Genomic DNA, 22,878 nt, shown 5'->3' with positions numbered 1-22,878 from the left:
ATCGTGTCTTCCATACAACACCATCAGTCCATAGTGACGCGTCGACGAAACAGTGGTTCGGGTTCGCGGTAAGTGGACTGGTAACGCTCGCTGAATCGAGCCAGCGCTTGCAGGGCGACGTCAATATTCTGGGCCGGCTTTATTTCAAACGCATTAAAACCGACCTGCCACAGATAGTGAAGCTGATCCTGCCCGACATCGCCGAGCGCACGTAGTTCACCCTGATAGTTGTAGCGTTCCCGCAACAAACGACCGATGCTGTAGCCGCGCCCGTCGGCAAACGCCGGGAAGTCGACCGCCACCAGCGGCAGCCGGTCGAGCGATGCGGCGAGTTCGGCCGGATCGTCGTCCGGCGCGAGCCACACCGCGGTGCGGCCCAGACGGGCCTGCCAACGTTGCGGTTCGGCCAACCAGGCGGCCAGCGGCACGATGACGTCGCCATCCTGTGGCACGTTGGCCACAGCACCGTCCTCGCCCAGAGACAGACGCACCCAGTCGTCGGCGGCGATGACGCCGTCCTTAATGATCTTTTGCATAGACGCGCTCCTTGAAGGGGGGGATGCCGAGACGGCGCACGGTGTCGATGAAGCGCTCGTCGTCCTGGCGCTGCTCGACGTAGACCGACAGGATCTTCTCGATCACGTCGGGCATCTGTGCGCGGGCGAACGACGGGCCGATCACCTTGCCGAGGCTGGTTTGGTTGCCCTGGCTGCCGCCGAGGGTGATCTGGTACCACTCCTCGCCGCTCTTGTCGACGCCGAGCACGCCGATGTGGCCGACGTGGTGATGACCACAGGCGTTCATGCAGCCGGACATGTTCAGGTCGATCTCGCCCAGGTCGTTTAGGTAGTCGAGGTCGTCGAAACGCTGCTGGATCGCCTCGGCGACCGGGATCGACTTGGCGTTGGCCAGCGAGCAGAAGTCGCCGCCCGGGCAGCAGATGATGTCGGTCAACAGGCCGACGTTCGGGGTGGCGAAGCCTTGCTGCTTGGCCAGTTCCCACAGCGTGAACAGCTCGCTTTCCTTCACGTCCGGCAGGATCAGGTTCTGCTCGTGGGCGACGCGGATCTCGCCGAAGCCGAAGCGGTCGGCCCAGTCGGCCACCGCGTCCATCTGCGCGTCGGTTGCATCGCCCGGCGGCACGCCGGTCTTCTTCAGCGACAGCACCACCGAGCGGTAACCCGGCTGACGATGTTCACGGGTGTTGCGTGCCACCCAGCGCGCAAACGCCGGTTGTTCGGCCAACTTGGCGGTGAACTCGGCCGGGTTGGCCGACAGGCTCTCGTAGGCCGGCGCGGTAAAGAAGCCGGCGTAGTGCGCGACGTCTTCCGGGCGGATGGTGGCCGGGCCGTCCTTCAGGTGCGACCACTCCTCCTCCACCTTGGCGGCGAAGCCTTCCACCGTCAGCGCCTTCACCAGGATCTTGATCCGCGCCTTGTACTTGTTGTCGCGGCGACCGTAGCGGTTGTAGACGCGCAGGATCGCGTCCAGATAGGTCAGCAGGTGCTCGGTCGGCAGGAACTCGCGCACCACCTCGCCGATGATCGGGGTGCGGCCGAGGCCGCCGCCGACGATCACCTTGAAGCCGACTTCACCGGCGGCGTTCTGCGCCATGTGCAGGCCGATGTCGTGCACCAGCGTGGCGGCGCGGTCTTCGACGGCGCCCGAGACGGCGATCTTGAACTTGCGCGGCAGGTAGGCGAATTCGGGGTGCAGCGTGCTCCACTGGCGGATGATCTCGCAGTACGGGCGCGGGTCGATCAGCTCGTCGGCGGCGACGCCGGCGAACGCGTCGGTGGTGGTGTTGCGCACGCAGTTGCCCGAGGTCTGGATCGCGTGCATTTCCACCTCGGCCAGCTCGGCCAGGATGTCCGGCACCGACTCCAGCGTCGGCCAGTTGTACTGCAGGTTCTGGCGGGTGGTGAAGTGGCCGTAGCCCTTGTCGTAGCGGCGGGCGATGTCGGCGAGCTTCCTGAGCTGCGCGCTCGACAGGTGGCCGTACGGGATCGCCACGCGCAGCATCGGCGCGAGGCGCTGGATATACAGGCCGTTCATCAGCCGCAGCGGGCGGAATTCGTCCTCGGAAAGCTCGCCAGCGAGGAAGCGGCGGGTCTGGTCGCGGAATTCCTCGACCCGCTCGCGGACGATGCGGTGGTCGATGGCGTCGTAACGGTACATGGCACCCTCTCAACACCGGCCGTGCTGGCCGGCAAGACTAAATAGAATCAGATAGCGGAGACGTTGGCCGGCTTCTTGACGTGCAGGCCACACTCCTTCAACTCGGGGTTCTCCCACCACCAGCGGCCGGCGCGCACGTCTTCCCCGACGGTGATCGAGCGGGTACAGGGCGCACAGCCGATTGACGGGTAACGCTTGGCGTGCAGCGCGTTCACCGGCACCTCGCGCTCCTTCAGGTAGGCCCACACTTCCTTCTCGGTCCACTCGATCAACGGGTTGAACTTCATCAGGCCGTTGCCGGCGTCGAATTCGCGGTCGGCGAGATCGGTACGGGTCGGCGACTGCTCGCGGCGCAGGCCGGTGATCCAGGCCTGCTGGCCGGCCAGCGCGCGCTTGAGCGGCTCGAGCTTGCGGATCCGGCAGCATTCCTTGCGCAGCTCGACACTGTCGTAGAACGCATTGATGCCGTGCTGGTTAACGTAGCCCTCGACGTTGGCCGAATCGGGGAAGTACACCCGCACCGGGTGGATGGTGTAGCGCTCGCCGACTTCCTGCATCAGCGTGTACGTCTCCGCCGGCAGCCGACCGGTGTCGAGGCTGAACGACGCGATCGGCAGATTCAGCCGGGCGATCAGGTCGGTCAGCACCATGTCTTCGGCACCATAGCTGTTGGCGAACACCGCCGGCGCGAAGTCGCGGGCAATCTCGGCGAGCAGCGCCTCGGTGGCGGCCAGTTTTTCCTCGAACGACATGGCAAGCTCCAGTAAAAAGTCCATTGACAATTGAACGCATGGTATCCAACATGCCTAAAACCCTAAAAGAATATTGCGTTAGGGTTTAAGTACTTATAGTTTTATAGAAATAAGACAAGAGACTGAACGATGAAGCTGCAGCAACTGCGCTACCTGGTCGAGGTAGCCAAACAGGGACTGAACGTCTCCGAGGCGGCCGAGAAGCTACACACCTCGCAGCCCGGCATTTCCAAGCAGATCCGCCTGCTCGAGGACGAACTGGGCATCCAGGTGTTCATCCGCAACGGCAAGCGCGTCGTGGCGGTGTCCGAGCCCGGCAAGGAGGTGCTACGCATCTCCGAGCGGATCCTGCGCGAGGCGCAGAACCTGAAGCGGGTCGGCGACGAATTCGCCCGCGAGGCGGAAGGCTCGCTGACCGTCGCGACCACCCACACCCAGGCGCGCTACGCGCTGCCGGACACCATCGCCGAGTTCGTGCGCCGCTACCCGAAGGTGCGGCTGTCGATCAAGCAGGGCAGCCCGACGCAGATCTGCGAGATGGTCGTCGCCGGCGAGGCGGATCTCGCGGTTGCCACCGAGGGCATCGCGCTCTACAAGGAGCTGGCGATGCTGCCCTGCTACGAGTGGAACCGCAGCGTGGTGGTGCCGGTCGGCCATCCGCTGTTGGCGCTGGAGCGGCCGATCACGCTGGCCGACATCGCCAGCTTCCCGATCGTCACCTACGACTTCGCCTTTGCCGGCCGCTCCAAGATCAACAAGGCGTTCAACGACGCCGGGCTGACCCCGAACGTGGTACTGACCGCGATCGACACCGACGTGATCAAGACCTATGTGACGCTCGGCCTCGGCATCGGCATCATCGCCACCATGTCGTATGAAGCCGAACGCGATACCAAGCTGCGCGCGCTCGATGCCTCGCACCTGTTCGACTCGTCGACCACCAAGATCGGCCTCAGGAAAGACGCCTACCTGCGCGGTTTCGCCTACACCTTCATCGAGTTGTTCGCCCCGCACCTGACCCGCAAGGCGGTCGAGGCGGCGCTGCTGGCGCACGAGCCGGACGACGACGAGTAAGCGGTTGCGGCTAAAGGCTGGCCGGACACCGCACAGCACAACGCCCCGGGCCTGCGCCCGGGGCGTTGTCGCGTGGCGCTCGACGACGCTTACAGCGTCAGGCCGCCGGTCACCTCGATCGCGGCGCCGTTGATGTAGCTCGCCTCGTCGCTGGCCAGGAAGGCGTAGACGTTGGCGATCTCTTCCGGCTGCGCCATCCGGCGCATCGGTACCTTGTCTTCCATCGCCTGGATTACCTTCTCCGGCATCGACTTCAGGATCGGGGTCTCGACAAAGCCCGGGCACACTGCGTTGGCGCGGATGCCCTTCTTGCCCAGCTCCTTCGCCCAGGTCTTCACGAAGCCGATCACGCCGAATTTGGACGCGGCGTAGTTGGTCTGGCCGAAGTTGCCGTAGACACCGACCACCGACGAGGCGTTCAGGATCACCCCGCCGCCCTGCTCGACCATGGTGTCCACCACCGCCTTGGCGCAGTTGTAGACGCCCTTGAGGTTGACGTCGATCACGCGATCAAACTGCTCGTCGGTCATCTTGGTCAGCTGCGCATCCGCCAGGATGCCGGCGTTGTTGACCAGCACGTCGATCCGGCCGAAGCGGTTCTTCAGATCGGCGACCATATCGGCGATCTGCGCCTTGTTGGTCACGTCGACCCGATAGCCGACCGCCTCGCCACCGGCCGCCTTGATCTCGCCGACGATCGCCTGCACGGCGTCGAAGTTCAGATCGCCGACGGCAACGATCGCGCCCTCCTTGGCAAACTTCAGCGCGGTGGCCTTGCCGATGCCGCTGGCCCCGCCGGTGATGATGGAAACCTTGCCCTTCAAACGCATGACTTTCCTTTCGATGTCTGTCGGCGCCGCCTCCGGCGCCCGTTAGGCGCCCGGCGATCCCGCCACCGGTCACGGCCATGATGTGCGGCCACGCCGGGAAGTTATTATCGCGAACTGCCTTGCTAACCGGTGCACCGCGAGGTCGCACTATTTTGCGATGCACAATAACGATATGCACTATAGCGCACGGATTTTTAAGGGTAAAGACAACAGAATGACGTTGACGTGATGCACCGCAAAATCGCTGCGGGCAACAAAAAGCGGCACCCAAGGGTGCCGCCTTCCCCCGCAGGGTGGATTACTCCAGGCCCCTGCTGTCCAGGTACGACTCGTAGTCGCCCATGTAGTGCTCGTAGCCGCCCTTGCCGTCGAGTTCGAGAATCTGCGTCGCCAGCGACGACACGAACTGCCGGTCGTGCGACACGAAGATCAGCGTACCCTTGAACTTCTCGAGCGCCATGTTCAGCGACTCGATCGACTCCATGTCCATATGGTTGGTCGGCTCGTCCATCAGCATCACGTTTGGCTTGGTCAGGATCAGCTTGCCGTACAGCATGCGCCCCTTCTCTCCACCGGACAGCACGCGCACGTTCTTGGTCACGTCGTCGCCACCGAACAGCAACCGGCCGAGCGTGCCACGTATCACCTGCTCGTCGTCGCCTTCCTGGGCCCACTCGCGCATCCACTCGGACAGGTTGTCGTCGGTGTCGAACTCGGCCTCGTGATCCTGCGCGTAGTAGCCGACCTGCGCCTTCTCCGCCCACTTGATCTGGCCCGCATCGGCGGTGACGCCTTCAGCCAACTTGGTCTCGTAGCCACCGGCCAGCAGTTTCATCAACGTCGACTTACCGGCACCGTTCGGGCCGATGATCGCCAGGCGCTGGCCCGCTTCCAGGATCAGGTTCAGGTTCTGGAACAGTGGCTTGTCAAACGACTTGGACAGACCGCCGATCTCCACCGCCTGGCGGTGCAGCTTCATCTTGTCGTCCACTTCGAAGCGGATGAACGGGTTCTGACGGCTGGACGGCTTGACGCTGACCATTTCCGACTTGAGCTTGTCCACCTGCTTGAGGCGGCTGGTCGCCTGGCGGGCCTTCGACTTGTTGGCCGAGAAGCGCGCGACGAATTCCTGCAGGTCTTGGATGCGTTCCTTGGCCTTGGCATTGGTCGACAGCTGCCGCTCGCGTGCCTGGGTGGACGCGATCATGTAGTCGTCGTAGTTGCCCGGGTAGAGCTGGATGGTGTTGTAGTCCAGGTCGGCCATGTGGGTGCACACCTGGTTCAGGAAGTGACGGTCATGCGAGATGATGATCATCGTCGACTCGTACTCGTTCAGCACGTGTTCGAGCCAGCGAATCGTGTTGATGTCCAGGTTGTTGGTCGGTTCGTCGAGCAGCAGCACGTCCGGCTTGGAGAACAGCGCCTGCGCCAACAGCACGCGCAGCTTGAAGCCCGGCGCCACTTCGCTCATCGGGCCGTTGTGCAGCTCGAGCGGAATACCGACGCCCATCAACAGCTCGCTGGCACGCGCCTCGGCGGTGTAGCCGTCGTACTCGGCAAACTTTGCCTCGAGTTCGGCCGCCTGCATGTAGTCGTCTTCGGTGGCCTCGAGGTTGGCGTAGATCGCGTCGCGCTCGGACATCGCCGCCCACATCTCGGTGTGGCCCATCAGCACCACGTCGAGCACGCGCTGGTCTTCGTACGCGAACTGGTCCTGGCGCAACTTACCCAAGCGTACGCCGGTTTCGATCGCCACTTCGCCGGCGCTCTGCTCCAGATCGCCGCCGAGAATCTTCATGAAGGTGGACTTGCCCGAACCGTTCGCACCGATCAGGCCGTAACGGTTGCCTTCGCCAAACTTGACCGAAACCTTTTCGAACAACGGTTTCGCGCCGAACTGCATCGTAATGTTATTAGTACTGATCACGCCTAGGACCCTTCAGCCAATCGAGCCGTAAGTATCGGAAAAATGGGGCATTCTATCACAAGCGCCGCCCGCGCTGCAGACCCCCCGCCACCCTGCTTCGGCCAACCTTTTGCCGTGAAAGCGAATTCCGCTACAATCGAAAGCCTTTACATCCCACTCACGAATAGGCAGAGCTATGCTGACCGGTAGTTTGGTGGCCCTGGTCACACCGATGCACGACGATGGCCGGGTCGACTTCGACGCGTTGAACCGGCTGGTTGATTTTCATATCGAAAACGGCACCAACGGCCTGGTCGCCGTCGGCACCACCGGCGAGTCCGCCACCTTGCAGGTTGACGAGCACATCGCCGTGGTCAAGGCGGTGGTCGCGCAGGCGGCCGGCCGGGTAGCGGTCATCGCCGGCGCCGGCGCCAACTCGACCGCCGAGGCGATCGAACTGACCCGCCACGCCAAGGACGTGGGTGCGGATAGCGTGCTGTCGGTAGTGCCCTACTACAACAAGCCGACCCAGGAAGGCATGTATCAGCACTTCCGCGCCATCGCCGAAGCGGTCGACATCCCGGTGGTGCTGTACAACGTGCCGGGCCGCACCGTGGCCGACATGAGCAACGACACCGTGCTGCGCCTGGCCGAGATCTCGAACATCATCGGCCTGAAGGACGCCACCGCCGACCTGGCGCGCGCCTGCGACCTGTTCCTGCGCGCGCCGAAAGACTTCGCGCTCTACACCGGCGACGACGCCACCGCGCTGGCGTTCCTGCTGTGCGGCGGCCACGGCGTGATCTCGGTGACCGCCAACGTCGCACCGAAGAGCTTCAGCGCGATGTGTGCCGCCGCAATCAAAGGCGATATCGCCACCGCCCGTGAACTGAATGACAGCCTGCAGGGCCTGCACAAGCAGCTGTTCTGCGAACCGAACCCGATTCCGGCCAAGTGGGCACTGCACCGCATGGGCCTGATCGGCGCCGGCATGCGTCTGCCGCTGACCCCGCTGTCCGCCGACGCCGTCCCGGCTGTCGAGGCCGCGCTACAGCAGGCCAAGGTTCTTTGAAGAAATTTCCGAATACCGGAGTGTGCATGAAACGCAATGCCTCTGTCGCACTACTGCTGTCGGCCAGCCTGCTGGCCGCCTGCAGCAGCACCAGCCAACCGCTGGACAAGAAGCTGGATTACAAGACCGACGGCCCCAAGCCGCAGGGCGCCAGCCTGGAAGTGCCGCCGGACCTGACGGCCCCGCAGATTCAGAACAAGTACAGCATCCCCGGCGGCGGCACCGCCTCGCTCGCCGCCATGGGCAAAGCCGAGCAGCAACCAGGCAAGGCACCGGTCGTCGCCGCCGACAACAGCGGCGTGCTGAACAAGATCGACAACGTCACCATGCAGCGCGATGGCAATCAGCGCTGGCTGGCGGTCAAGGGCAAGAGCGCCGCCGAGCTGTGGCCGCAGCTGAAGGCCTTCTGGCAAGACAACGGCTTCGTGATCAAGTCCGAAGAGCCTGATGTCGGCCTGATGGAAACCGACTGGGCGGAAAACCGTGCCAAGCTACCGAACGACGGCCTGCGCAAGCTGATGGACACCGTCGGCATCGGCGGCGTCTATTCCACGCCGGAACGGGACAAGTTCCGGATCCGCCTGGAGAAGACCGCTAACGGCGTCGAAGTGTACTTCTCGCACCGCGGCATGTACGAGACCTACGTCGACGAAGGCAAGTCCGAAACGATGTGGCAGCCGCGCCCGAGCGACCCGCAGCTGGAGGCTGCCTTCCTCGGCCGCTTCATGATGCGCCTGGGGCTATCCGAAGAACAGGCCCGCCAGGAAGTGAAGCAGGCCGACGCGCCGCAGAAGAACGCCCGCGCCCAGGTGGAGGGCGACACGCTGCAGGTCGTCGACAGCTTCGATCGCGCCTGGCGTCGCATCGGCCTGGCTCTCGACCGGATCGGCCTGACCGTGAACGACCGCGACCGCTCGAAGGGCCTCTACTTCGTCAAGCCGGCGAAGAACGAACTCGACCCGAAGGGCAAGGAATCCGGCGGTTTCTGGTCGAGCCTGGCGTTCTGGAAGAGCAGCGACACCAAGAGCGACGCCGTCAAGCAAGGCGCCGAATACCGCGTACTGGTGAAGGAAGTCGGCGAAGGCCGCAGCCAGGTACAGCTGCTCGACGACACCGGCAACGTGCTCAACAACACGCTGAGCAAGACCGTGCTGAGCAAGCTGCAATCCGAACTGCAGTAAGCCTCCTGGCACGACAAAAACGGCTCACCGAGGTGAGCCGTTTTTCTTTGCCTGCGCGCGGTGCATCGGCGGACAGCCGAGCAGAACGCCCGATCAAGCGCCTAGGCGCGCATGCCGAGCAGGCTCACCACGCGGCGAGCAGGCACGAAAAAACCGGCCCGAGGGCCGGTTTTTTTGACTTCGGTGCTAAATTACTTAGCAGCGGAAGCAGCAGCAGCCGGAGCCGAAGCAGCAGCAGCCGGGGCGGAAGCAGCAGCAGCCGGAGCCGAAGCAGCAGCAGCCGGAGCGGAAGCTTCAACGGCCGGAGCCGAAGCTTCAGCCGGAGCTTCTTGTTTTTTACCGCAAGCGGACAGAGCTACAGCCAGCAGGGCAGCAACGAGGAGCGACTGTTTCATTTTATCGTGACCTTAATACAAGTGAGTTGAACAAGACGTCTAGCGATGCCGCCCGATATTTTAGTGGAACGGCATTAAACCATCGGTGCGCGAAATTGTAGCACGAAAAGTTCGACCGCAAAGAGGTCAGTGACAGAAAAATCCAACAGGTACATCAGTTTTTCTGCACCACAGCGCATCCGTTTTGGAATGCATCCCTCGCGGACGTTGCTTTGCGAACCAACACCGTGCACTTTCGATCAAACCTTGTCGCTATTGTGCTACAGGGTCGGCCAGATGCCAATAGCCAGCCTGGTAGCCTTCGTACAAGAGCGCCAACATTGTCGCGGAAACATCACTGCCGGAAAGCCGGCGATGGTTGGCCAGACACTGCCAGAATGCTTGATCGACCGGGTCCGTCGCCAGTAATTCCGCATTGCAATAAAACCGTTGCTCAATGTAGAGAATCTGACTCTTCAGATCAAGCACAATCCCATTTTGCATGGCGAGTGTGGCAAATTCGTCCTCATCGAGCGCCTCCTCCGGCGCATCGTAGAACACGTGCGCCTTCGGTTCGGTGAGGTAATGACCGAGAAAATCGGCGATCGTCGCCCGATCCCAGCGCACCTCGGCGAGCATGCGGCCGACCTCGTCGATCATCGCGTCGCCGATCTGCGCCGGCTCGTCTTGATAGCTCAGCGTCGGGTCGGCGTAGATGCCGTCGAGACAAACCCGATCCTGCAGATAGACCAGGAACTGCGTGGCCAGCTCCTGCGCCGACGGCGCACGAAAGCCGATCGAGTAGGTCATGCCCGGCTCGAGCGCGACGCCGTAGTGCGCGTAGCGCGGCGGCAGGTAGAGCATGTCGCCGTGCTCGAGAATGAACTCCTGTTCGCAATGGAATTCGCGCAGGATCTTCAGCGGCGCGCCGTCGACCAATTCCATTTGCGGCTGCGCGGCAATCTTCCAGCTCTTGCGGCCGCCGACCTGTAGCAGAAAAACATCATACGAGTCGAAATGCGGGCCGACCGTACCGCCCGGCGGCGCATAACTGATCATCAGATCGTCGAGCCGGGCGTACGGGATGAAGTTGAAACGCCACAGGATGTCGGCGATGTGCGGCAGGTGGTGGTTGACGTTCTGCACCAGCACGGTCCAGTCGCTTTCCGGCAGCTTCTTGAAACGCGCCGGCCGGAACGGCCCGCTCTCGAGATGCCAGCGACCGTTGCGGCACTCGATCAGCCGCGACTCGACGTCGTCCTGCTGGGCGAGCTCGGCCAGCCAGGCAAAATCGACGTGCGGGCCGACGTCGGCGAGCGCGCCGCGGATCAAGAGCGGCTGCTTGTGCCAGTAGTCGCGGAGGAACTCGGCCGGGGTCAGACCGCCGAGCAGGGGGTGCGGGGTATGCTGCATGGCTTTTTTCGGGATCGCAGGAAGGCGCCGCGGGCGAAACCGCATCAGCGCCGACCCGATGGTTTACAATAGGGGGCAAGGCGGCTTTCGCTCACGCCCTGGCGGGGCCGAGAGAACACCGATCGCAACTGGTCTGTCAAGGCCGCTCAACCCCACTCTTACGGAACACCGCATGCAAATCGCCAAAGACACCGTAGTGTCGCTGCACTACGAAATGTACGACGCCGACAACAACCTGCTCGACAAGACCGACGAGCCGATCAGCTACCTGCACGGCGGCTACGACGGCATTTTCCCGGTGGTCGAGGAAGCGCTGCAAGGCAAGAATGTCGGCGACAGCGTGGATGTGACCATGCAGCCGGACGATGCCTTCGGCGAGCCGGACGAAGAACTGGTCCGTACCGAGCCGCTGGACGTGTTCCCGGCCGACGTCGAAGTCGGCATGATGTTCGAAGCCGACGATCCGGAAACCGGCGACGTGCTGGTATTCCGCGTGATCGACATCGCCGAAGGCAAGGCCGTGGTTGACGCCAACCACCCGCTGGCCGGCCAGAAAGTGCGCTTCGTCGCCAAGGTGTCCGAAGTGCGCGCCGCCAGCGCCGACGAAATCGCCCACGGCCACGCCCACGGCGAACACGGCCACCACCACTGAGCCGTTTCGGCCAAGGTGGCAAACAACGGGTCAGCCCTCGGGCTGGCCCGTTTTGTTTTAGCGACGCTGCCGCGCCAGGCGCAGCACGCCGAGCAGCGCCGCCAGCGCCAGCGCCAGGCGCAGCCACACCTCCTCGTGACGGCCGTGCAGCTGCAGCACCAGCCAGGCGCTGTAGCCGGCGGCGAGCACCGCCAGCAGCACGGCAAAACGCTGCAAGCCGAGCCGCGACAGGCGCAGCCAGCCGAGCCGGGCGAACCACAGCTTGGCCACGGCCCAACCAACCAGCGCGCCGGCGGCGAGATCGATCGGCCAGTGCACGCCGATCGCGATCCGCGACAGCATCACCAGCAGCGCGCCGCCGATAGCGAGCTTCAGCTGCGGCCGCCCCGGCCACAGCCAGAGCAGGCAGACGGTGAGATAGCTCGACGCCATCGCATGCCCCGACGGGAACGAGCCGTTGCTCGGCGGCGCGTCGAGCAGGGTGACACTGCCCGGCGGCAGCACCAGGAACGGCCGCGGCTCGGCGAAGCCCGCCTTCAGCAAGCCGGCCAGCAGCATGATCGGCAGCGCGGCGAACAGCAGCGTCGCCAGCCGGTCGGGCCAGCGCAGGCCGAGCAGGATCACGATCATCAGCACGCTCGGCCAGTCACCGAACACCGAGGCGATCCGCCACAGCGGCGCCGGCAGCGCGGCCAGCGCATGGTGGCCGGCGAGGAACAGCGCGCGATTGAGACCGGGATCGGTAAACAGCAGCAGGGTGAGTGGCACCAGCAGGACGGCCGGCCAATAGAGATACAGGCGTTGCAAAACAGACACTCCGACTACAAGGTTGGCCGAACCATGCCGGGCGCGGCACGGCAGGTTCAGACGGGTTGGCGACCGACGGTGAGGCGGTCGAGTCCCGCCAGATCGGGCAGCGTTTCGACCCGCTCGAGGCCGGCGGCAGCGAACAGCGCGCGCACCGCCTCGCCCTGGTCGTAGCCGTGCTCGACCATCAGCCAGCCGCCCGGCGCCAGCCGCGCCGACGCACCGGCCGCGAGCTCGCGCAGGCAGGTCAAGCCATCGGCGAGGTCGGTCAGCGCGCCGCCCGGTTCGAAACGCAGGTCGCCCTCGGACAGATGACGATCGTCGGCGGCGATGTACGGCGGATTGGAGACGATCAGGTCGAAACGGGTCGCGCCCGGCAGCGCGGCGTACCAGCTGCCCTGGCTGAACGCGACACTGGCGCCGAGCGCGGCGGCGTTGGCCTGCGCCACGTCCAGCGCGGCGGCCGACAGGTCGCTGGCGCTGACTCGCCAGGCCGGCGCCTCCAGCGCCAGCGTGATCGCGATGATGCCGCTACCGGTGCCGAAGTCGTGCACCCGCGCCGGCATGTCCCGTCCGACCCGTTCGAGCGCCGCGTCGACCAGGTGTTCGGTCTCCGGGCGCGGGATCAGCACCGCCGGCGATACCGCGAAGTCGCGGCCGTAGAACTCGCGACAGCCGAGCAGGTAGGCCATCGGTTCGCCGTGGCGGCGGCGTTCGACCAACGCTACGAAGCGCGCGGCTCGATCGGCGTCGAGCTCGCGCTCCGGCCAGGCGATCAATTGGGCATGGGTCAGGCCGCTGACCCGCTGCAGCAGCAGGCGGGCTTCGAGACGCGGCAGGCCGGCGGCGGCGAGCAATTGCTGGATCGTGTTCATCACATCAGGAACAGCGAGGCGAGGCCGAGGAAGATGAAGAAGCCGCCCGAGTCGGTGCAGGCGGTGATCAGCACGCTCGAGCCGAGCGCCGGGTCGTGGCCGAACTTCTGCATCAAGGTCGGGATCAGCACGCCCATCGTCGCGGCGAGGATCAGGTTCAGCGTCATCGCCGTGGCCATCACCAGACCGAGCGAGAAGCTGTGGTACAGCCCCCACGCCACCACGCCGATCACCCCGCCCCAGATCAGGCCGTTGATCACGCTGACGCCGAGCTCCTTGCGCCACAGCCGCCACGCCTGGTTAACCTGCAGCTGCCCCATCGCCAGCGAGCGCACGATCATCGTGATGGTCTGGTTGCCCGAGTTGCCGCCGATGCCGGCGACGATCGGCATCAGCGCGGCGAGCGCGACCAGCTGCTGGATCGAGTGCTCGAACGCGCCGATCACCCGGCTGGCGACGAAGGCGGTGCACAGATTGATCGCCAGCCACGCCCAGCGGTTCTTCACCGAATCGCTCACCGGCGCGAACAGGTCTTCCTCTTCCTTCAGGCCGGCCATGTTCAGCATATCGCTGTCCGATTCCTCGCGGATCACGTCGAGCATCTCGTCGACGGTGAGGCGGCCGATCAGCTTGCCGCCCGCGTCGACCACCGGCGCGGTGATCAGGTCGTAGCGCTCGAACGCCAGCGCCGCTTCTTCGGCGTCGTCGTCCGGGTGGAAGGTGACCAGCTCGGTCGCCATCACCTCGGCGACTTCGGTGTCCGGGTCGGAGACAAGCAACTTCCTGATCGACAACACGCCCTTGAGAGTCTCGTCGTCGTCGATCACGAAGATCTTGTCGGTATGGTCGGGCAGCTCGTCGAAGCGGCGCAGGTAGCGCAGCACCACTTCGCACGACACGTCGGCGCGGATCTTCACCAGCTCGAAGTCCATCAGCGCGCCGACCTGGTCTTCCCGGTAGGACAGCACCGACTGCAGCTGCGCGCGCTCTTCCTCGTCGAGCGTGCCCATCACCTCGTAGACCACCTGGCGCGGCAGGTCGGGCGCGAGGTCGGCCAGTTCGTCGGCGTCGAGGTCCTCGACCGCGGCGACCAGCTCGTCGCTGTCCATCGCCTCGATCAGCGACTCGCGCACCGCATCGGACACTTCGAGCAGGATCTCGCCGTCGTCCTCGCTCTTGACCATCTCCCAGACCAGCAGGCGGTCGTCGAGCGGCAGCGATTCGAGGATGTAGGCGATGTCGGCCGGGTGCAGCTGGGCGAGCTTCTGCTGCAGCTCGGTCAGGTTCTGCTTGTGGAGCAGGTTTTCGACCAGCTGCTGCTTGTCGGCCGGCTCATGGCGGGACTCTTCCTGCCTATGGACGAGCTCTTCGACCAGGCGCTGGCGCTCGAGCAAGCGCTGGACCTGGTTCAGGTTGTCTTGCAGACGATCGGTGGGTTTTCTTTCGAGAACCGTCATGCACGCCTCCTTACCGCCGTTGCGGCGGATGCGGCTTGTGGCGCATCGACGGACCAACGGCAGGAATCAGATAGGGGTAGTTAAACGACTACGTATTAAAGGGTAACCGGGCAAGTCCATGGTCAAACCGCGCGCTTGGCGCGGTCGAAATGGAAAACACGTGATTTTAACACAGCGGCGCCGGGGCTTGCCAGACGGGGCTTTGGGCGGGATAGCGGGTAGGAAAAAAGGTTGGCCGAAACGGTTTCGGCCAACCTTCGATGAACAGCAGATCGGGTCGTGGTGACGACGGCTCAGGGCACGTCGGCGAAGCGCATCCGCGCGGCGATGATGCGGGTCTTCTTCGCCAGGCCGCGGGCGTTGCGGTGCTCGTCGTAATAACGCGGGTTGGGCACCATCGCGGCGAGCTTGGCGGCCTGGCCGGCCGATAGGCTGGCCGCACCGGTACGGTAGTAATGGCGGCTGGCCGCCTCGGCGCCGAACACGCCGTTGCCCCATTCGATCACGTTCAGATAGATCTCGAAGATGCGGCGCTTGTCCATCACCGCTTCGAGCATCACCGTGATCGCCGCCTCCTCGAGCTTGCGCCACGGCGTCTTCTTGCTAGACAGGAACAGGTTCTTCGCCAGCTGCTGGCTGATCGTCGAACCGCCGGCGACGATGCGGCCCTGCTTCACGTTCTTCTGGAACGCCGCCTCGATGCCGTCCCAGTCGAAGCCCTCGTGATCGACGAACTTGGCGTCCTCGGCGGCGACGATCGCGCGCTTGAGGTTGGCCGAAATGCGCTCGTACGGCACCCACTGGTAGCGCAGCTCGGCGCCGGGGTCGTCCTGCTGCAGCACCGCCAGGCGCTCGGTCATGAACGCGCTGGCCGACGGGTTGTTATAGCGCCAGTAGACGATGTGGCCGAAGATCCACAGGTTGTACAGCAAAAGGGCGGCAAGTAATGCCGCCCCGATCTTGAGGATAAGCCGCATCGGTCAGGCGAGTAGGTCTCGCAGTTCGTTGGTGACCTTGCGGGTTTCCGGCTGGACGCCGCGCCAGATGTGGAACGATTCGGCCGCCTGCTCGACCAGCATACCCAGCCCGTCGGCCAGCATGCCGGCGTTTTCGCTCTGCGCGCGGCGCAGGAACGGGGTCAGGCCCTTGCTGTACACCATGTCGTAGGCGAGCGTGCGCGCGGTGAACACGCCGGCCGGCAGCGGCGGCAGCTCGTTGGACAGGCTGGTCGAGGTGGCGTTGATGACGATGTCGAACTGGCGACCGGCCAGCGCCTCGTAACCGACCGCCTCGACCTTGCCCCAGCCGGCGAACTGGTGCGCCAGCGCCTCGGCCTTGATCAGCGTGCGGTTGGCGATGGTCAGCGACGCCGGCTTCTCGGCCAGGATCGGTGCCAGTACACCGCGCACCGCGCCGCCGGCGCCGAGGATCAGCACGCGCTGGCCGGCGATCGGGAAGTCGAGGTTGTTGACGATGTCGCGCACCAGGCCGACGCCGTCGGTGTTGTCGCCGTAGATCTTGCCGCCCTTGAAGGTCAGCGTGTTGACCGCCTCGGCGGCGCGCGCGCGCTCGGTCAGCTCGGTGGCCATGCGGTAGGCGTTGCCCTTGAACGGCAGGGTGATGTTGAGGCCACGGGCACCGTCCTTGATGAACTGGCCGACCACCTCGTCGAACTTGTCGAGCTCGGCGAACAGTCGGTCGTACTGGATGTCCTGGCCGGTCTGACGGGCGAATTCGGTGTGGATGAACGGGGACTGGCTGTGGGAAACCGGGTTCCCGATAACGGCATAACGGTCAGTCATGATCTGTCTTCTTGAAAGAGGGAAATAGCGTCGGCCGCGCGCGGCGTATCAATCGACCACTTTGCCGCGATTGGGGCCAAACATCAAGGCGTGGCGCGCCGGCTCAGCCCTGCTGCCACGGCAGGCCGTGCGCCTTCCAGCCGCTGACGGTGCCACGGTGGCCCTGCTCGTCCTTGTCGCCCTCGAAACCTTCGAGCACGTTGTAGGCCTGCGTATAGCCGGCCGAACGCGCCAGTCGCGCCGCCTCGTCCGAGCGGGCGCCGCTGCGGCACATGAACAGCACGGTCGCCTCGAGCGGCACCGCGGCGCCCAGCTGCGCGACGAAGTTCGGGTTCGGCTGCATGCCCGGAAAGGTGCGCAACTCGATGCGCAGTGCGTCTGGCACCACGCCGACGAACTGCCACTCGGCGGCGCTGCGCACGTCGACCAGCACCGCGTCGGGCCGCTGTTCGCGCAGGCTCTGCGCCTCGGTCGGCGTCAGCGCGCCGCTGTACGGCAGGCCGAGCTGCCGGCCGCGCTCGGCGGCCTGCGCCAGGATGGAAGCGAGATCACTCATTTCTTGAAGGTCCTTTGTGTGGGTTGGCCGGCCCGTATTGGTGGAATTGTCGCCGGGCGGCCCTGGCACGAAGCCGGCGGTTTGACCGGCCCCTGACACATTCCCCATTATTCAGCAAAGCGCTGCACCGCGGCAATGCACGCTCGTCGCGCAAAATGCACTATAACGGTGCATTGATTTGTTGATGCACCACACTGGGGCGGTGCCGAACGGCATGACGCGGCATTTTTCCTGTGCCAGAATGGTTCGTCCCTCGGTTTTGGGGCTGGCACGGTTCCTGCTTGACCCCGATTGTAGAAATTTAGCTTTCCGACTTTCATCGCGCCTAGCGCAGGAGAAAACATCATGGCGGTTGCGAATGTTTTGAAGATGATTCAGGACAACGATGTCAAATTCGTTGATCTGCGTTTCACCGACACCAAGGGCAAAGAACAGCACGTATCGATCCCGGCCCGCATCCTGGTCGAAGACGGTGAAGAATGGTTCGAACGCGGCCACGCCTTCGACGGTTCGTCGATCGCCGGCTGGAAAGGCATCCAGGCGTCCGACATGCTGCTGATGGCCGACCCGGCCACCGCCCGCATCGACCCGTTCTTCGACGAACCGACGCTGTTCATGTCCTGCGACGTGGTCGACCCGGCCGACGGCAAGGGCTACGACCGCGACCCGCGTTCGATCGCCAAGCGCGCCGAAGCGTACCTGAAGGCCACCGGCATCGGCGACACCGCCTACTTCGGCCCGGAACCGGAATTCTTCATCTTCGACAGCGTGACCTGGAACACCGACATGTCGGGCACCTTCGTCAAGATCAACGCCGAGGAAGCGGCCTGGTCGTCCGGCAAGGACTATGAAGGCGGCAATATGGGCCACCGTCCGGGCGTGAAGGGCGGCTACTTCCCGGTCCCGCCGGTCGACTCGTCGCAAGACCTGCGTTCGGCGATGGTGCTGATCCTGGAAGAGCTGGGCGTGCCGGTCGAAGTGCACCACCACGAAGTGGCCACCGCCGGCCAGAACGAAATCGGCACCAAGTTCAGCACGCTGACCCAGCGCGCCGACTGGACCCAGGTCCTGAAGTACGTGGTGCACAACGTGGCGCACAGCTACGGCAAGACCGCCACCTTCATGCCGAAGCCGATCGTCGGCGACAACGGCTCGGGCATGCACGTGCACCAGTCGATCTGGAAAGACGGCCAGAACCTGTTCGCCGGTGACGGCTACGGCGGCCTGTCGGAAACCGCGCTGTACTACATCGGCGGCATCATCAAGCACGCCAAGGCGCTGAACGCGATCACCAACCCGGGCACCAACTCGTACAAGCGTTTGGTTCCGCACTACGAAGCGCCGACGAAACTGGCGTACTCGGCGAAGAACCGCTCGGCCTCGATCCGCATCCCGCACGTGGCGAGCCCGAAAGGCCGCCGCATCGAGGCGCGCTTCCCGGACCCGCTGGCCAACCCGTACCTGTGTTTCTCGGCGCTGATGATGGCCGGCCTCGACGGTATCCAGAACAAGATCCACCCGGGCGACGCGGCCGACAAGAACCTGTACGACCTGCCGCCGGAAGAAGACAAGCTGATCCCGACCGTGTGCGCCAGCCTGGAAGAAGCCCTGGCCGCGCTGGAAGCCGACCACGAGTTCCTGACCCGCGGCGGCGTGTTCAGCAAGGACTGGATCCAGTCGTACATCGATCTGAAGATGGAAGAAGTCAACCTGATCCGCATGACCACCCATCCAGTTGAATTCCAGATGTACTACAGCCTGTAAGATTTTCAGGTTCGACCCTGTGACACGGCAGCTTCGGCTGCCGTTTTTTATTGGTCGACGTTGGCCGAACCGGTTCGGCCAACCCTGAGTCCATTAAAAACCCCCGTCCTACCCGGACGGGGGTTTTCGTTCGGCCTGCCCTCAGGCCGGTTCGATGACCGCCTCCGGACTCAGCGCCGCGGCCCAGCCGGCCGGCGCGTGCTTGATCGCTACCTGCGGCGTGCCGTGCCAGGCGGCACAGCGTGCCAGCGCGGCGCGCAGGTCGGTCGCCAACCGTTGCGTCAACCGCACCCCGTCCTCGATATGCAGTGACTTCACCTCGAACACCCCCTGTGCGCGGTGCGCCTTGGCGTCGAGCCGGCCGACCAGCCGGCCGCGGCTCAATAAGGGCAGCACGAAGTAGCCGTAGCGACGCTTGGGCCCCGGCGTATAGCACTCCAGCCGGTAGTCGAAGCCGAACAGCTCGGCGGCGCGTTTGCGGTCCCACACCACCGGGTCGAATGGCGACAGCAGGCTGGTCACGCTCGACGCGAGCCGCCCCTCGGCCGCGTCGGCCAGCAGCGACGCCAGCTCCACCGCGACGAAGCTATCGCCCTGCAGGCCGTCGACCCGCACTGGCAGCAGCTCGCCGGCGTCGGCCATCTTGTGCAGTGCCACGCCGTAACGGCCACGGCGCAACCGGTAGTAGTCGGCCACCCAGTCGGCGCGCACCACGCCGAGCGCCCGGGCGCTGCGTCGCAGCAGCTCGTGCTGCACCGCCTCCGGCGTCGGCAGGTCGGCGTCGTCCCAGTCGGGCAGCACCCGTTCGGCCAGGTCGTAGACGCGCTGGAAGTGGCGCCGCTCGGCGACCATCAGCCGGCCAGCGGTGAACAGCACCTCGAGGTGGCGCTTTTCCGGCTTCCAGCTCCACCAGCCGCCGCCCTTGCCGTCCTTACGGGCGAAGTCGGCCGAGCGCACCGGGCCGTTGGCGCGGATATGGCCGAGCAGCGCGTCGATCTCGTCCCGGTGCGTCGCCATCCACTCGGCCGAGTACTTCCAGCCCATCGCCGCCGGATCGAGCATCCGGTGGCGCAGCAGCCGGTAGTCCTCGGTCGGCACGAAGCAGGCCTCGTGCGCCCAGTACTCGAACAGTTCGCCGGTGGCCAGCGCCTGGTCGAGCCAGTGCGCCGGGTAGTCGCCGAGCCGGCTGAACAGCACCAGGTAGGGGCTGCGCGCGACCACGTGGATGGTGTCGATCTGCAACAGCGCCATCCGCCGGATCGCCGCCAGCAGGTCGGCCGGTGTCGCCTTGCGGCGCGGCGGGCGCAGCAGGCCCTGGGCGGCCAGGTGCAGGGTACGGGCGGCGGCGAGCGGCAGGTGGATGGCAGTCACGGCAGGACTCCGGGGGATGGATCGCCCACTCTAGCAGAGCGCTTCGGCCGACTTCAATGCAGTGCGTCCACGCCAAAGGTTGGCCGAATCGTGGCGCAAAAAACCCCGCCGGGCGCGCGGCCGGGCGGGGTCGTGGACGGGGTCGGCTCTAGGCGCTCAGGCTCCGGCGTCGAGAGTGTAATAGTAGGTCGCCGCACCCGGGCCGACCGGCAGGCCCAGCACGAACACCCACAGATAGAAGAACGCGCTCCAGCACACCATGAACGCCACCGAGTACGGCAACATCATCGCGATCAGCGTGCCAATGCCGGCGTTCTTCTGGTAGCGGCACACCATCGCCATGATCAGGCCGAAGTAGCTCATCATCGGCGTGATGATGTTGGTCACCGAATCGCCGATCCGGTACGCGGCCTGGATCACCTCCGGCGCGTAGCCGAGCAGCATCAGCATCGGCACGAAGATTGGCGCGGTCACCGCCCACTGCGCCGACGCCGAGCCGAGCATCAGGTTGATCACCCCGCACATCAGGATGAACAGGAAGAACAGCCCCGGCCCGGTCAGGCCGAGCGCCTGCAGCGCCTCCGCGCCCTTCACCGCGAACACGGTGCCGAGGTTGCTCCAGCCGAAGAACGCGACGAACTGCGCGGCGAAGAACACCAGCACCAGATACCCCCCCATGCCGCTCATCGACTTGCTCATCGCGTCGATCACGTCGCGGTCGTTCTTCATCGTGCCGACGACGCGGCCGTAGACGAAGCCTGGGATCAGGAAGAAGCCGAAGATGAACGCGACGATGCCCTTCAGGAACGGCGAGCCGGAGATCAGCCCGGTCTGAGGGTTTCTGAGCGGTGCGCCGTCCGGGATCACCGCCCAGGCGAGCAAGGCGGCGAACACCAGCACCGCGACGCCGGCGGCGACCAGGCCGCGCTTTTCCAGCGCGGTGAGCTTCTGCATGCCGTCGCTGCTGAGCGGTTCGCTCGCACCGGCCGGGTTGTAGACACCGAGCTTCGGCTCGACGATCTTCTCCGACACGAACGCGCCGACCAGCGTGATCAGGAAGGTACTGGCCATCATGAAGTACCAGTTCACCTCGGCGCCGACGCTGTATTCCGGGTCGATCAGGCGCACCGCGCTCTCGGTGATGCCGGACAGCAGCGGGTCGACGGTACCGAGCAGTAGGTTGGCGCTGTAGCCGCCCGACACGCCGGCGAACGCGGCGGCGAGACCGGCAAGCGGATGACGGCCGAGCGCGTGGAAGATCATCGCCGCGAGCGGGATCAGCACCACGTAGCCGAGTTCCGACGCGGTGTTCGACACGATGCCGGCGAACACCACGGTCACCGTCACCATGCGGCGCGACGCACTCATCACCAGGCCGCGCATCGCGGCGGACAGCAGGCCGGAATGCTCGGCGACGCCGACGCCGAGCAAGGCGACCAGCACGGTGCCGAGCGGCGCGAAGCCGGTGAAGTTGCCGATCAGGTGGGTGACGATCTTGGCCAGGCCCTCGCCGGTCAGCAGGCTGACCACGGCGATGGTGTCGCCGGCGTTCTCAGGACGCGGGTCGAGCACTTCGACGCCGAAGTGCGCGCCGAGCGCGGATATGCCCAGCACCGCCAGGCAGAACAGCGCAAACAGGGTCACCGGGTGCGGCAGCAGGTTGCCGAGCCACTCCACGGTGTCGAGGAAGCGGGCCATCGCGTTCTTGCGCGACGGCAGCGTCGTTGGTGGTGCACTCGCCATGGTTGTCCTCTCTCGACCGGATGTAACGACTTGTACGTTATGTAACGAAATGTAAATTTTTGCGTTCGAAAAATTAGCAAGAAATGCGTTGTCGGACAAACAGATTCGACTCGAATGGCGAGTTATAACGTGAAAAAACAACAGACAAGGCGATGATTACAAAAACGAAATTGACAATATTAGAAAACCAATAAATAGCTTCGCCACATTTATCGATAACGCGATTTCAGCAATAAAATGCTGAAAGTATCGATTGCGGACGATCCGCCGTTCGACAAGCCGCTCGCCCGGCCCAGCGATCGAGCTGGGCCAACCAAGAACGGTGCCGCGCGACGCCGGCAACCTGACCGTCCGGAATCTGTCATATCATGGGCGCGCCCCGCCCGCCCGCCGACGCCGGTTCGGCCAACCCGAATGCCCTGACCCGATAATTGCCCTGCCCGATGAAACGACTGCTTGCCCTCGCCGTTCTACTTGCCTCGTCCGCCCACGCCGCGCCGATCTATAAGTACGTCGACCAGAACGGCAACGTCACCTACACCAACGTGCCGGTGCCAGGCGCGCAGCAGATCCGCCTGAATCCGCTGCCGAGTTACTCGCCGCCGACCGCCTCCTCGCGTTCCGCTCCTCGCCCGCGTAGCAGCGCCGGCACCAGCGGCTCGGCGCAGGTCGACCCGGGTACACAGAAGCAGCGCGACGTCGGCCGTCGCCAGATCCTCGAACAGGAGCTCGCCAACGAGCAGAAGGCGCTGGCCGACGCGCGCCAGGCGCTGATCGACGGCCAGGCGGTGCGCAACGGCAACGAGCGCAATTACGCGAAGTACCAGGAACGGATCCAGAAACTGCAGGACGCGGTGACCGACCGCGAGAAGAACATCCAGGCCTTGCAGCTGGAATTGAGCCGCTGACCCTACCCCTACCCGCACCGCTTTGCGGCACGCACCGCCCCCGACCGGGCACGCGCCGAGCAAATGCACCAAAATAGTGCATACTAAAGCCAGTTCCACTCCGATAATGAGGACTGGCCCGGGCTCGCTTCTTGCTTAGTATCAGGTCAACCCCCACCAGACG

General features: G+C 64.7%; 20 protein-coding genes. 6 read left to right on the top strand and 14 right to left on the bottom strand.

Annotation, left to right across the window (positions count from 1 at the left end):
- Nucleotides 1–23 precede the first annotated feature (23 nt).
- From ACZ2IA_RS09730 to ACZ2IA_RS09720, 3 genes are read right to left on the bottom strand one after another with little or no spacing between them, the layout of a single operon-like run.
- Nucleotides 24–536 carry a DUF934 domain-containing protein gene (locus ACZ2IA_RS09730; RefSeq protein ID WP_470292378.1) on the bottom strand — a complete coding sequence of 171 codons (513 nt, stop codon included), beginning with the start codon at nt 534–536 and terminating at the stop codon, nt 24–26.
- Nucleotides 520–2,178 (bottom strand): nitrite/sulfite reductase, encoded by a 1,659-nt coding sequence (locus ACZ2IA_RS09725; RefSeq protein WP_470292377.1) that lies wholly within the window; start codon nt 2,176–2,178, stop codon nt 520–522. The genes ACZ2IA_RS09730 and ACZ2IA_RS09725 overlap by 17 nt, the downstream gene beginning before the upstream one ends.
- Nucleotides 2,179–2,225: 47 nt before the next feature.
- Nucleotides 2,226–2,930 carry a phosphoadenylyl-sulfate reductase gene (locus ACZ2IA_RS09720; protein ID WP_470292376.1) on the bottom strand — a complete coding sequence of 235 codons (705 nt, stop codon included), beginning with the start codon at nt 2,928–2,930 and terminating at the stop codon, nt 2,226–2,228.
- A gap of 129 nt (nt 2,931–3,059) precedes the next feature.
- Between ACZ2IA_RS09720 and cysB the strand changes: the two genes are divergently transcribed.
- Entirely contained in the window at nt 3,060–4,004 is a 945-nt protein-coding gene (gene cysB / locus ACZ2IA_RS09715; protein WP_470292375.1) for an HTH-type transcriptional regulator CysB, read from the top strand.
- An 89-nt stretch (nt 4,005–4,093) separates the two neighbouring features.
- Here cysB and fabG read toward each other — a convergent pair whose 3' ends face one another.
- Both fabG and ACZ2IA_RS09705 read right to left on the bottom strand, forming a co-directional pair.
- Entirely contained in the window at nt 4,094–4,834 is a 741-nt protein-coding gene (fabG, locus tag ACZ2IA_RS09710) for a 3-oxoacyl-ACP reductase FabG (protein ID WP_470292374.1), read from the bottom strand.
- A 298-nt stretch (nt 4,835–5,132) separates the two neighbouring features.
- Nucleotides 5,133–6,761, bottom strand: a complete 1,629-nt coding sequence (locus ACZ2IA_RS09705; protein ID WP_470292373.1) for an ABC-F family ATPase — start codon at nt 6,759–6,761, stop codon at nt 5,133–5,135.
- A gap of 175 nt (nt 6,762–6,936) precedes the next feature.
- On the opposite strand from ACZ2IA_RS09705, the gene dapA reads away from it, so the two are divergent.
- Complete coding sequence (dapA, locus tag ACZ2IA_RS09700) at nt 6,937–7,812, top strand: 4-hydroxy-tetrahydrodipicolinate synthase (protein WP_470292372.1); 876 nt, start codon at nt 6,937–6,939, stop codon at nt 7,810–7,812.
- A 26-nt stretch (nt 7,813–7,838) separates the two neighbouring features.
- Nucleotides 7,839–8,993: an NlpB/DapX family lipoprotein gene (gene bamC, locus ACZ2IA_RS09695; RefSeq protein WP_470292371.1), complete on the top strand. Its 1,155-nt coding sequence runs from the start codon at nt 7,839–7,841 to the stop codon at nt 8,991–8,993.
- A gap of 647 nt (nt 8,994–9,640) precedes the next feature.
- Here bamC and ACZ2IA_RS09690 read toward each other — a convergent pair.
- Nucleotides 9,641–10,780, bottom strand: a complete 1,140-nt coding sequence (locus ACZ2IA_RS09690) for a ribosomal protein uL16 3-hydroxylase (protein WP_470292370.1) — start codon at nt 10,778–10,780, stop codon at nt 9,641–9,643.
- Between the two features lie 172 nt (nt 10,781–10,952).
- Between ACZ2IA_RS09690 and ACZ2IA_RS09685 the strand changes: the two genes are divergently transcribed.
- Nucleotides 10,953–11,432: an FKBP-type peptidyl-prolyl cis-trans isomerase gene (locus tag ACZ2IA_RS09685; RefSeq protein WP_470292369.1), complete on the top strand. Its 480-nt coding sequence runs from the start codon at nt 10,953–10,955 to the stop codon at nt 11,430–11,432.
- Nucleotides 11,433–11,489: 57 nt separating this feature from the next.
- Here the strand turns inward: ACZ2IA_RS09685 and ACZ2IA_RS09680 are convergent, their stop codons facing one another.
- From ACZ2IA_RS09680 to ACZ2IA_RS09655, 6 genes are all read right to left on the bottom strand, one after another.
- Nucleotides 11,490–12,239 carry a phosphatase PAP2 family protein gene (locus tag ACZ2IA_RS09680; RefSeq protein ID WP_470292368.1) on the bottom strand — a complete coding sequence of 250 codons (750 nt, stop codon included), beginning with the start codon at nt 12,237–12,239 and terminating at the stop codon, nt 11,490–11,492.
- Nucleotides 12,240–12,295: 56 nt separating this feature from the next.
- Nucleotides 12,296–13,114 carry a peptide chain release factor N(5)-glutamine methyltransferase gene (gene prmC, locus ACZ2IA_RS09675; protein WP_470292367.1) on the bottom strand — a complete coding sequence of 273 codons (819 nt, stop codon included), beginning with the start codon at nt 13,112–13,114 and terminating at the stop codon, nt 12,296–12,298.
- Nucleotides 13,114–14,571, bottom strand: a complete 1,458-nt coding sequence (gene mgtE, locus ACZ2IA_RS09670) for a magnesium transporter (protein WP_470292366.1) — start codon at nt 14,569–14,571, stop codon at nt 13,114–13,116. Before mgtE ends, prmC begins: the two co-directional genes overlap by 1 nt.
- Nucleotides 14,572–14,864: 293 nt before the next feature.
- Nucleotides 14,865–15,548, bottom strand: coding sequence for a monofunctional biosynthetic peptidoglycan transglycosylase (gene mtgA / locus ACZ2IA_RS09665; RefSeq protein WP_470292365.1), 684 nt, complete (start codon nt 15,546–15,548; stop codon nt 14,865–14,867).
- 3 nt (nt 15,549–15,551) lie between these two features.
- Nucleotides 15,552–16,373 (bottom strand): shikimate dehydrogenase, encoded by an 822-nt coding sequence (gene aroE, locus ACZ2IA_RS09660; protein WP_470292364.1) that lies wholly within the window; start codon nt 16,371–16,373, stop codon nt 15,552–15,554.
- A gap of 103 nt (nt 16,374–16,476) precedes the next feature.
- Nucleotides 16,477–16,929 carry a rhodanese-like domain-containing protein gene (locus tag ACZ2IA_RS09655; RefSeq protein ID WP_470292363.1) on the bottom strand — a complete coding sequence of 151 codons (453 nt, stop codon included), beginning with the start codon at nt 16,927–16,929 and terminating at the stop codon, nt 16,477–16,479.
- A gap of 345 nt (nt 16,930–17,274) precedes the next feature.
- On the opposite strand from ACZ2IA_RS09655, the gene glnA reads away from it, so the two are divergent.
- Nucleotides 17,275–18,693 (top strand): glutamate--ammonia ligase, encoded by a 1,419-nt coding sequence (gene glnA, locus ACZ2IA_RS09650; RefSeq protein WP_470292362.1) that lies wholly within the window; start codon nt 17,275–17,277, stop codon nt 18,691–18,693.
- Between the two features lie 141 nt (nt 18,694–18,834).
- Here glnA and ACZ2IA_RS09645 read toward each other — a convergent pair whose 3' ends face one another.
- Entirely contained in the window at nt 18,835–20,064 is a 1,230-nt protein-coding gene (locus ACZ2IA_RS09645) for a winged helix-turn-helix domain-containing protein (RefSeq protein ID WP_470292361.1), read from the bottom strand.
- A 156-nt stretch (nt 20,065–20,220) separates the two neighbouring features.
- A complete protein-coding gene (locus tag ACZ2IA_RS09640) occupies nt 20,221–21,807 on the bottom strand; it encodes an AbgT family transporter (protein ID WP_470292360.1) in 1,587 nt (528 codons plus the stop codon).
- A 443-nt stretch (nt 21,808–22,250) separates the two neighbouring features.
- Here ACZ2IA_RS09640 and ACZ2IA_RS09635 point away from each other — a divergent pair, with 443 nt between their 5' ends.
- A complete protein-coding gene (locus ACZ2IA_RS09635) occupies nt 22,251–22,715 on the top strand; it encodes a DUF4124 domain-containing protein (RefSeq protein ID WP_470292359.1) in 465 nt (154 codons plus the stop codon).
- Nucleotides 22,716–22,878: the final 163 nt, after the last annotated feature.

This window comes from Crenobacter sp. CS_VA4 (assembly GCF_055597485.1).
This window is presented reverse-complemented; position numbering and strand designations above follow the sequence as displayed.

Coding starts and splice junctions, on each gene's coding strand:
- glnA (WP_470292362.1), top strand. CDS start 17,275: ATGGCGGTTGCGAATGTTTTGAAGATGATTCAGGACAACGATGTCAAA.
- ACZ2IA_RS09635 (WP_470292359.1), top strand. CDS start 22,251: ATGAAACGACTGCTTGCCCTCGCCGTTCTACTTGCCTCGTCCGCCCAC.
- prmC (WP_470292367.1), bottom strand. CDS start 13,114: ATGAACACGATCCAGCAATTGCTCGCCGCCGCCGGCCTGCCGCGTCTC.
- aroE (WP_470292364.1), bottom strand. CDS start 16,373: ATGACTGACCGTTATGCCGTTATCGGGAACCCGGTTTCCCACAGCCAG.
- ACZ2IA_RS09730 (WP_470292378.1), bottom strand. CDS start 536: ATGCAAAAGATCATTAAGGACGGCGTCATCGCCGCCGACGACTGGGTG.
- ACZ2IA_RS09690 (WP_470292370.1), bottom strand. CDS start 10,780: ATGCAGCATACCCCGCACCCCCTGCTCGGCGGTCTGACCCCGGCCGAG.
- ACZ2IA_RS09655 (WP_470292363.1), bottom strand. CDS start 16,929: ATGAGTGATCTCGCTTCCATCCTGGCGCAGGCCGCCGAGCGCGGCCGG.
- mgtE (WP_470292366.1), bottom strand. CDS start 14,571: ATGACGGTTCTCGAAAGAAAACCCACCGATCGTCTGCAAGACAACCTG.
- cysB (WP_470292375.1), top strand. CDS start 3,060: ATGAAGCTGCAGCAACTGCGCTACCTGGTCGAGGTAGCCAAACAGGGA.
- mtgA (WP_470292365.1), bottom strand. CDS start 15,548: ATGCGGCTTATCCTCAAGATCGGGGCGGCATTACTTGCCGCCCTTTTG.
- fabG (WP_470292374.1), bottom strand. CDS start 4,834: ATGCGTTTGAAGGGCAAGGTTTCCATCATCACCGGCGGGGCCAGCGGC.
- ACZ2IA_RS09720 (WP_470292376.1), bottom strand. CDS start 2,930: ATGTCGTTCGAGGAAAAACTGGCCGCCACCGAGGCGCTGCTCGCCGAG.
- ACZ2IA_RS09725 (WP_470292377.1), bottom strand. CDS start 2,178: ATGTACCGTTACGACGCCATCGACCACCGCATCGTCCGCGAGCGGGTC.
- ACZ2IA_RS09685 (WP_470292369.1), top strand. CDS start 10,953: ATGCAAATCGCCAAAGACACCGTAGTGTCGCTGCACTACGAAATGTAC.
- dapA (WP_470292372.1), top strand. CDS start 6,937: ATGCTGACCGGTAGTTTGGTGGCCCTGGTCACACCGATGCACGACGAT.
- ACZ2IA_RS09640 (WP_470292360.1), bottom strand. CDS start 21,807: ATGGCGAGTGCACCACCAACGACGCTGCCGTCGCGCAAGAACGCGATG.
- bamC (WP_470292371.1), top strand. CDS start 7,839: ATGAAACGCAATGCCTCTGTCGCACTACTGCTGTCGGCCAGCCTGCTG.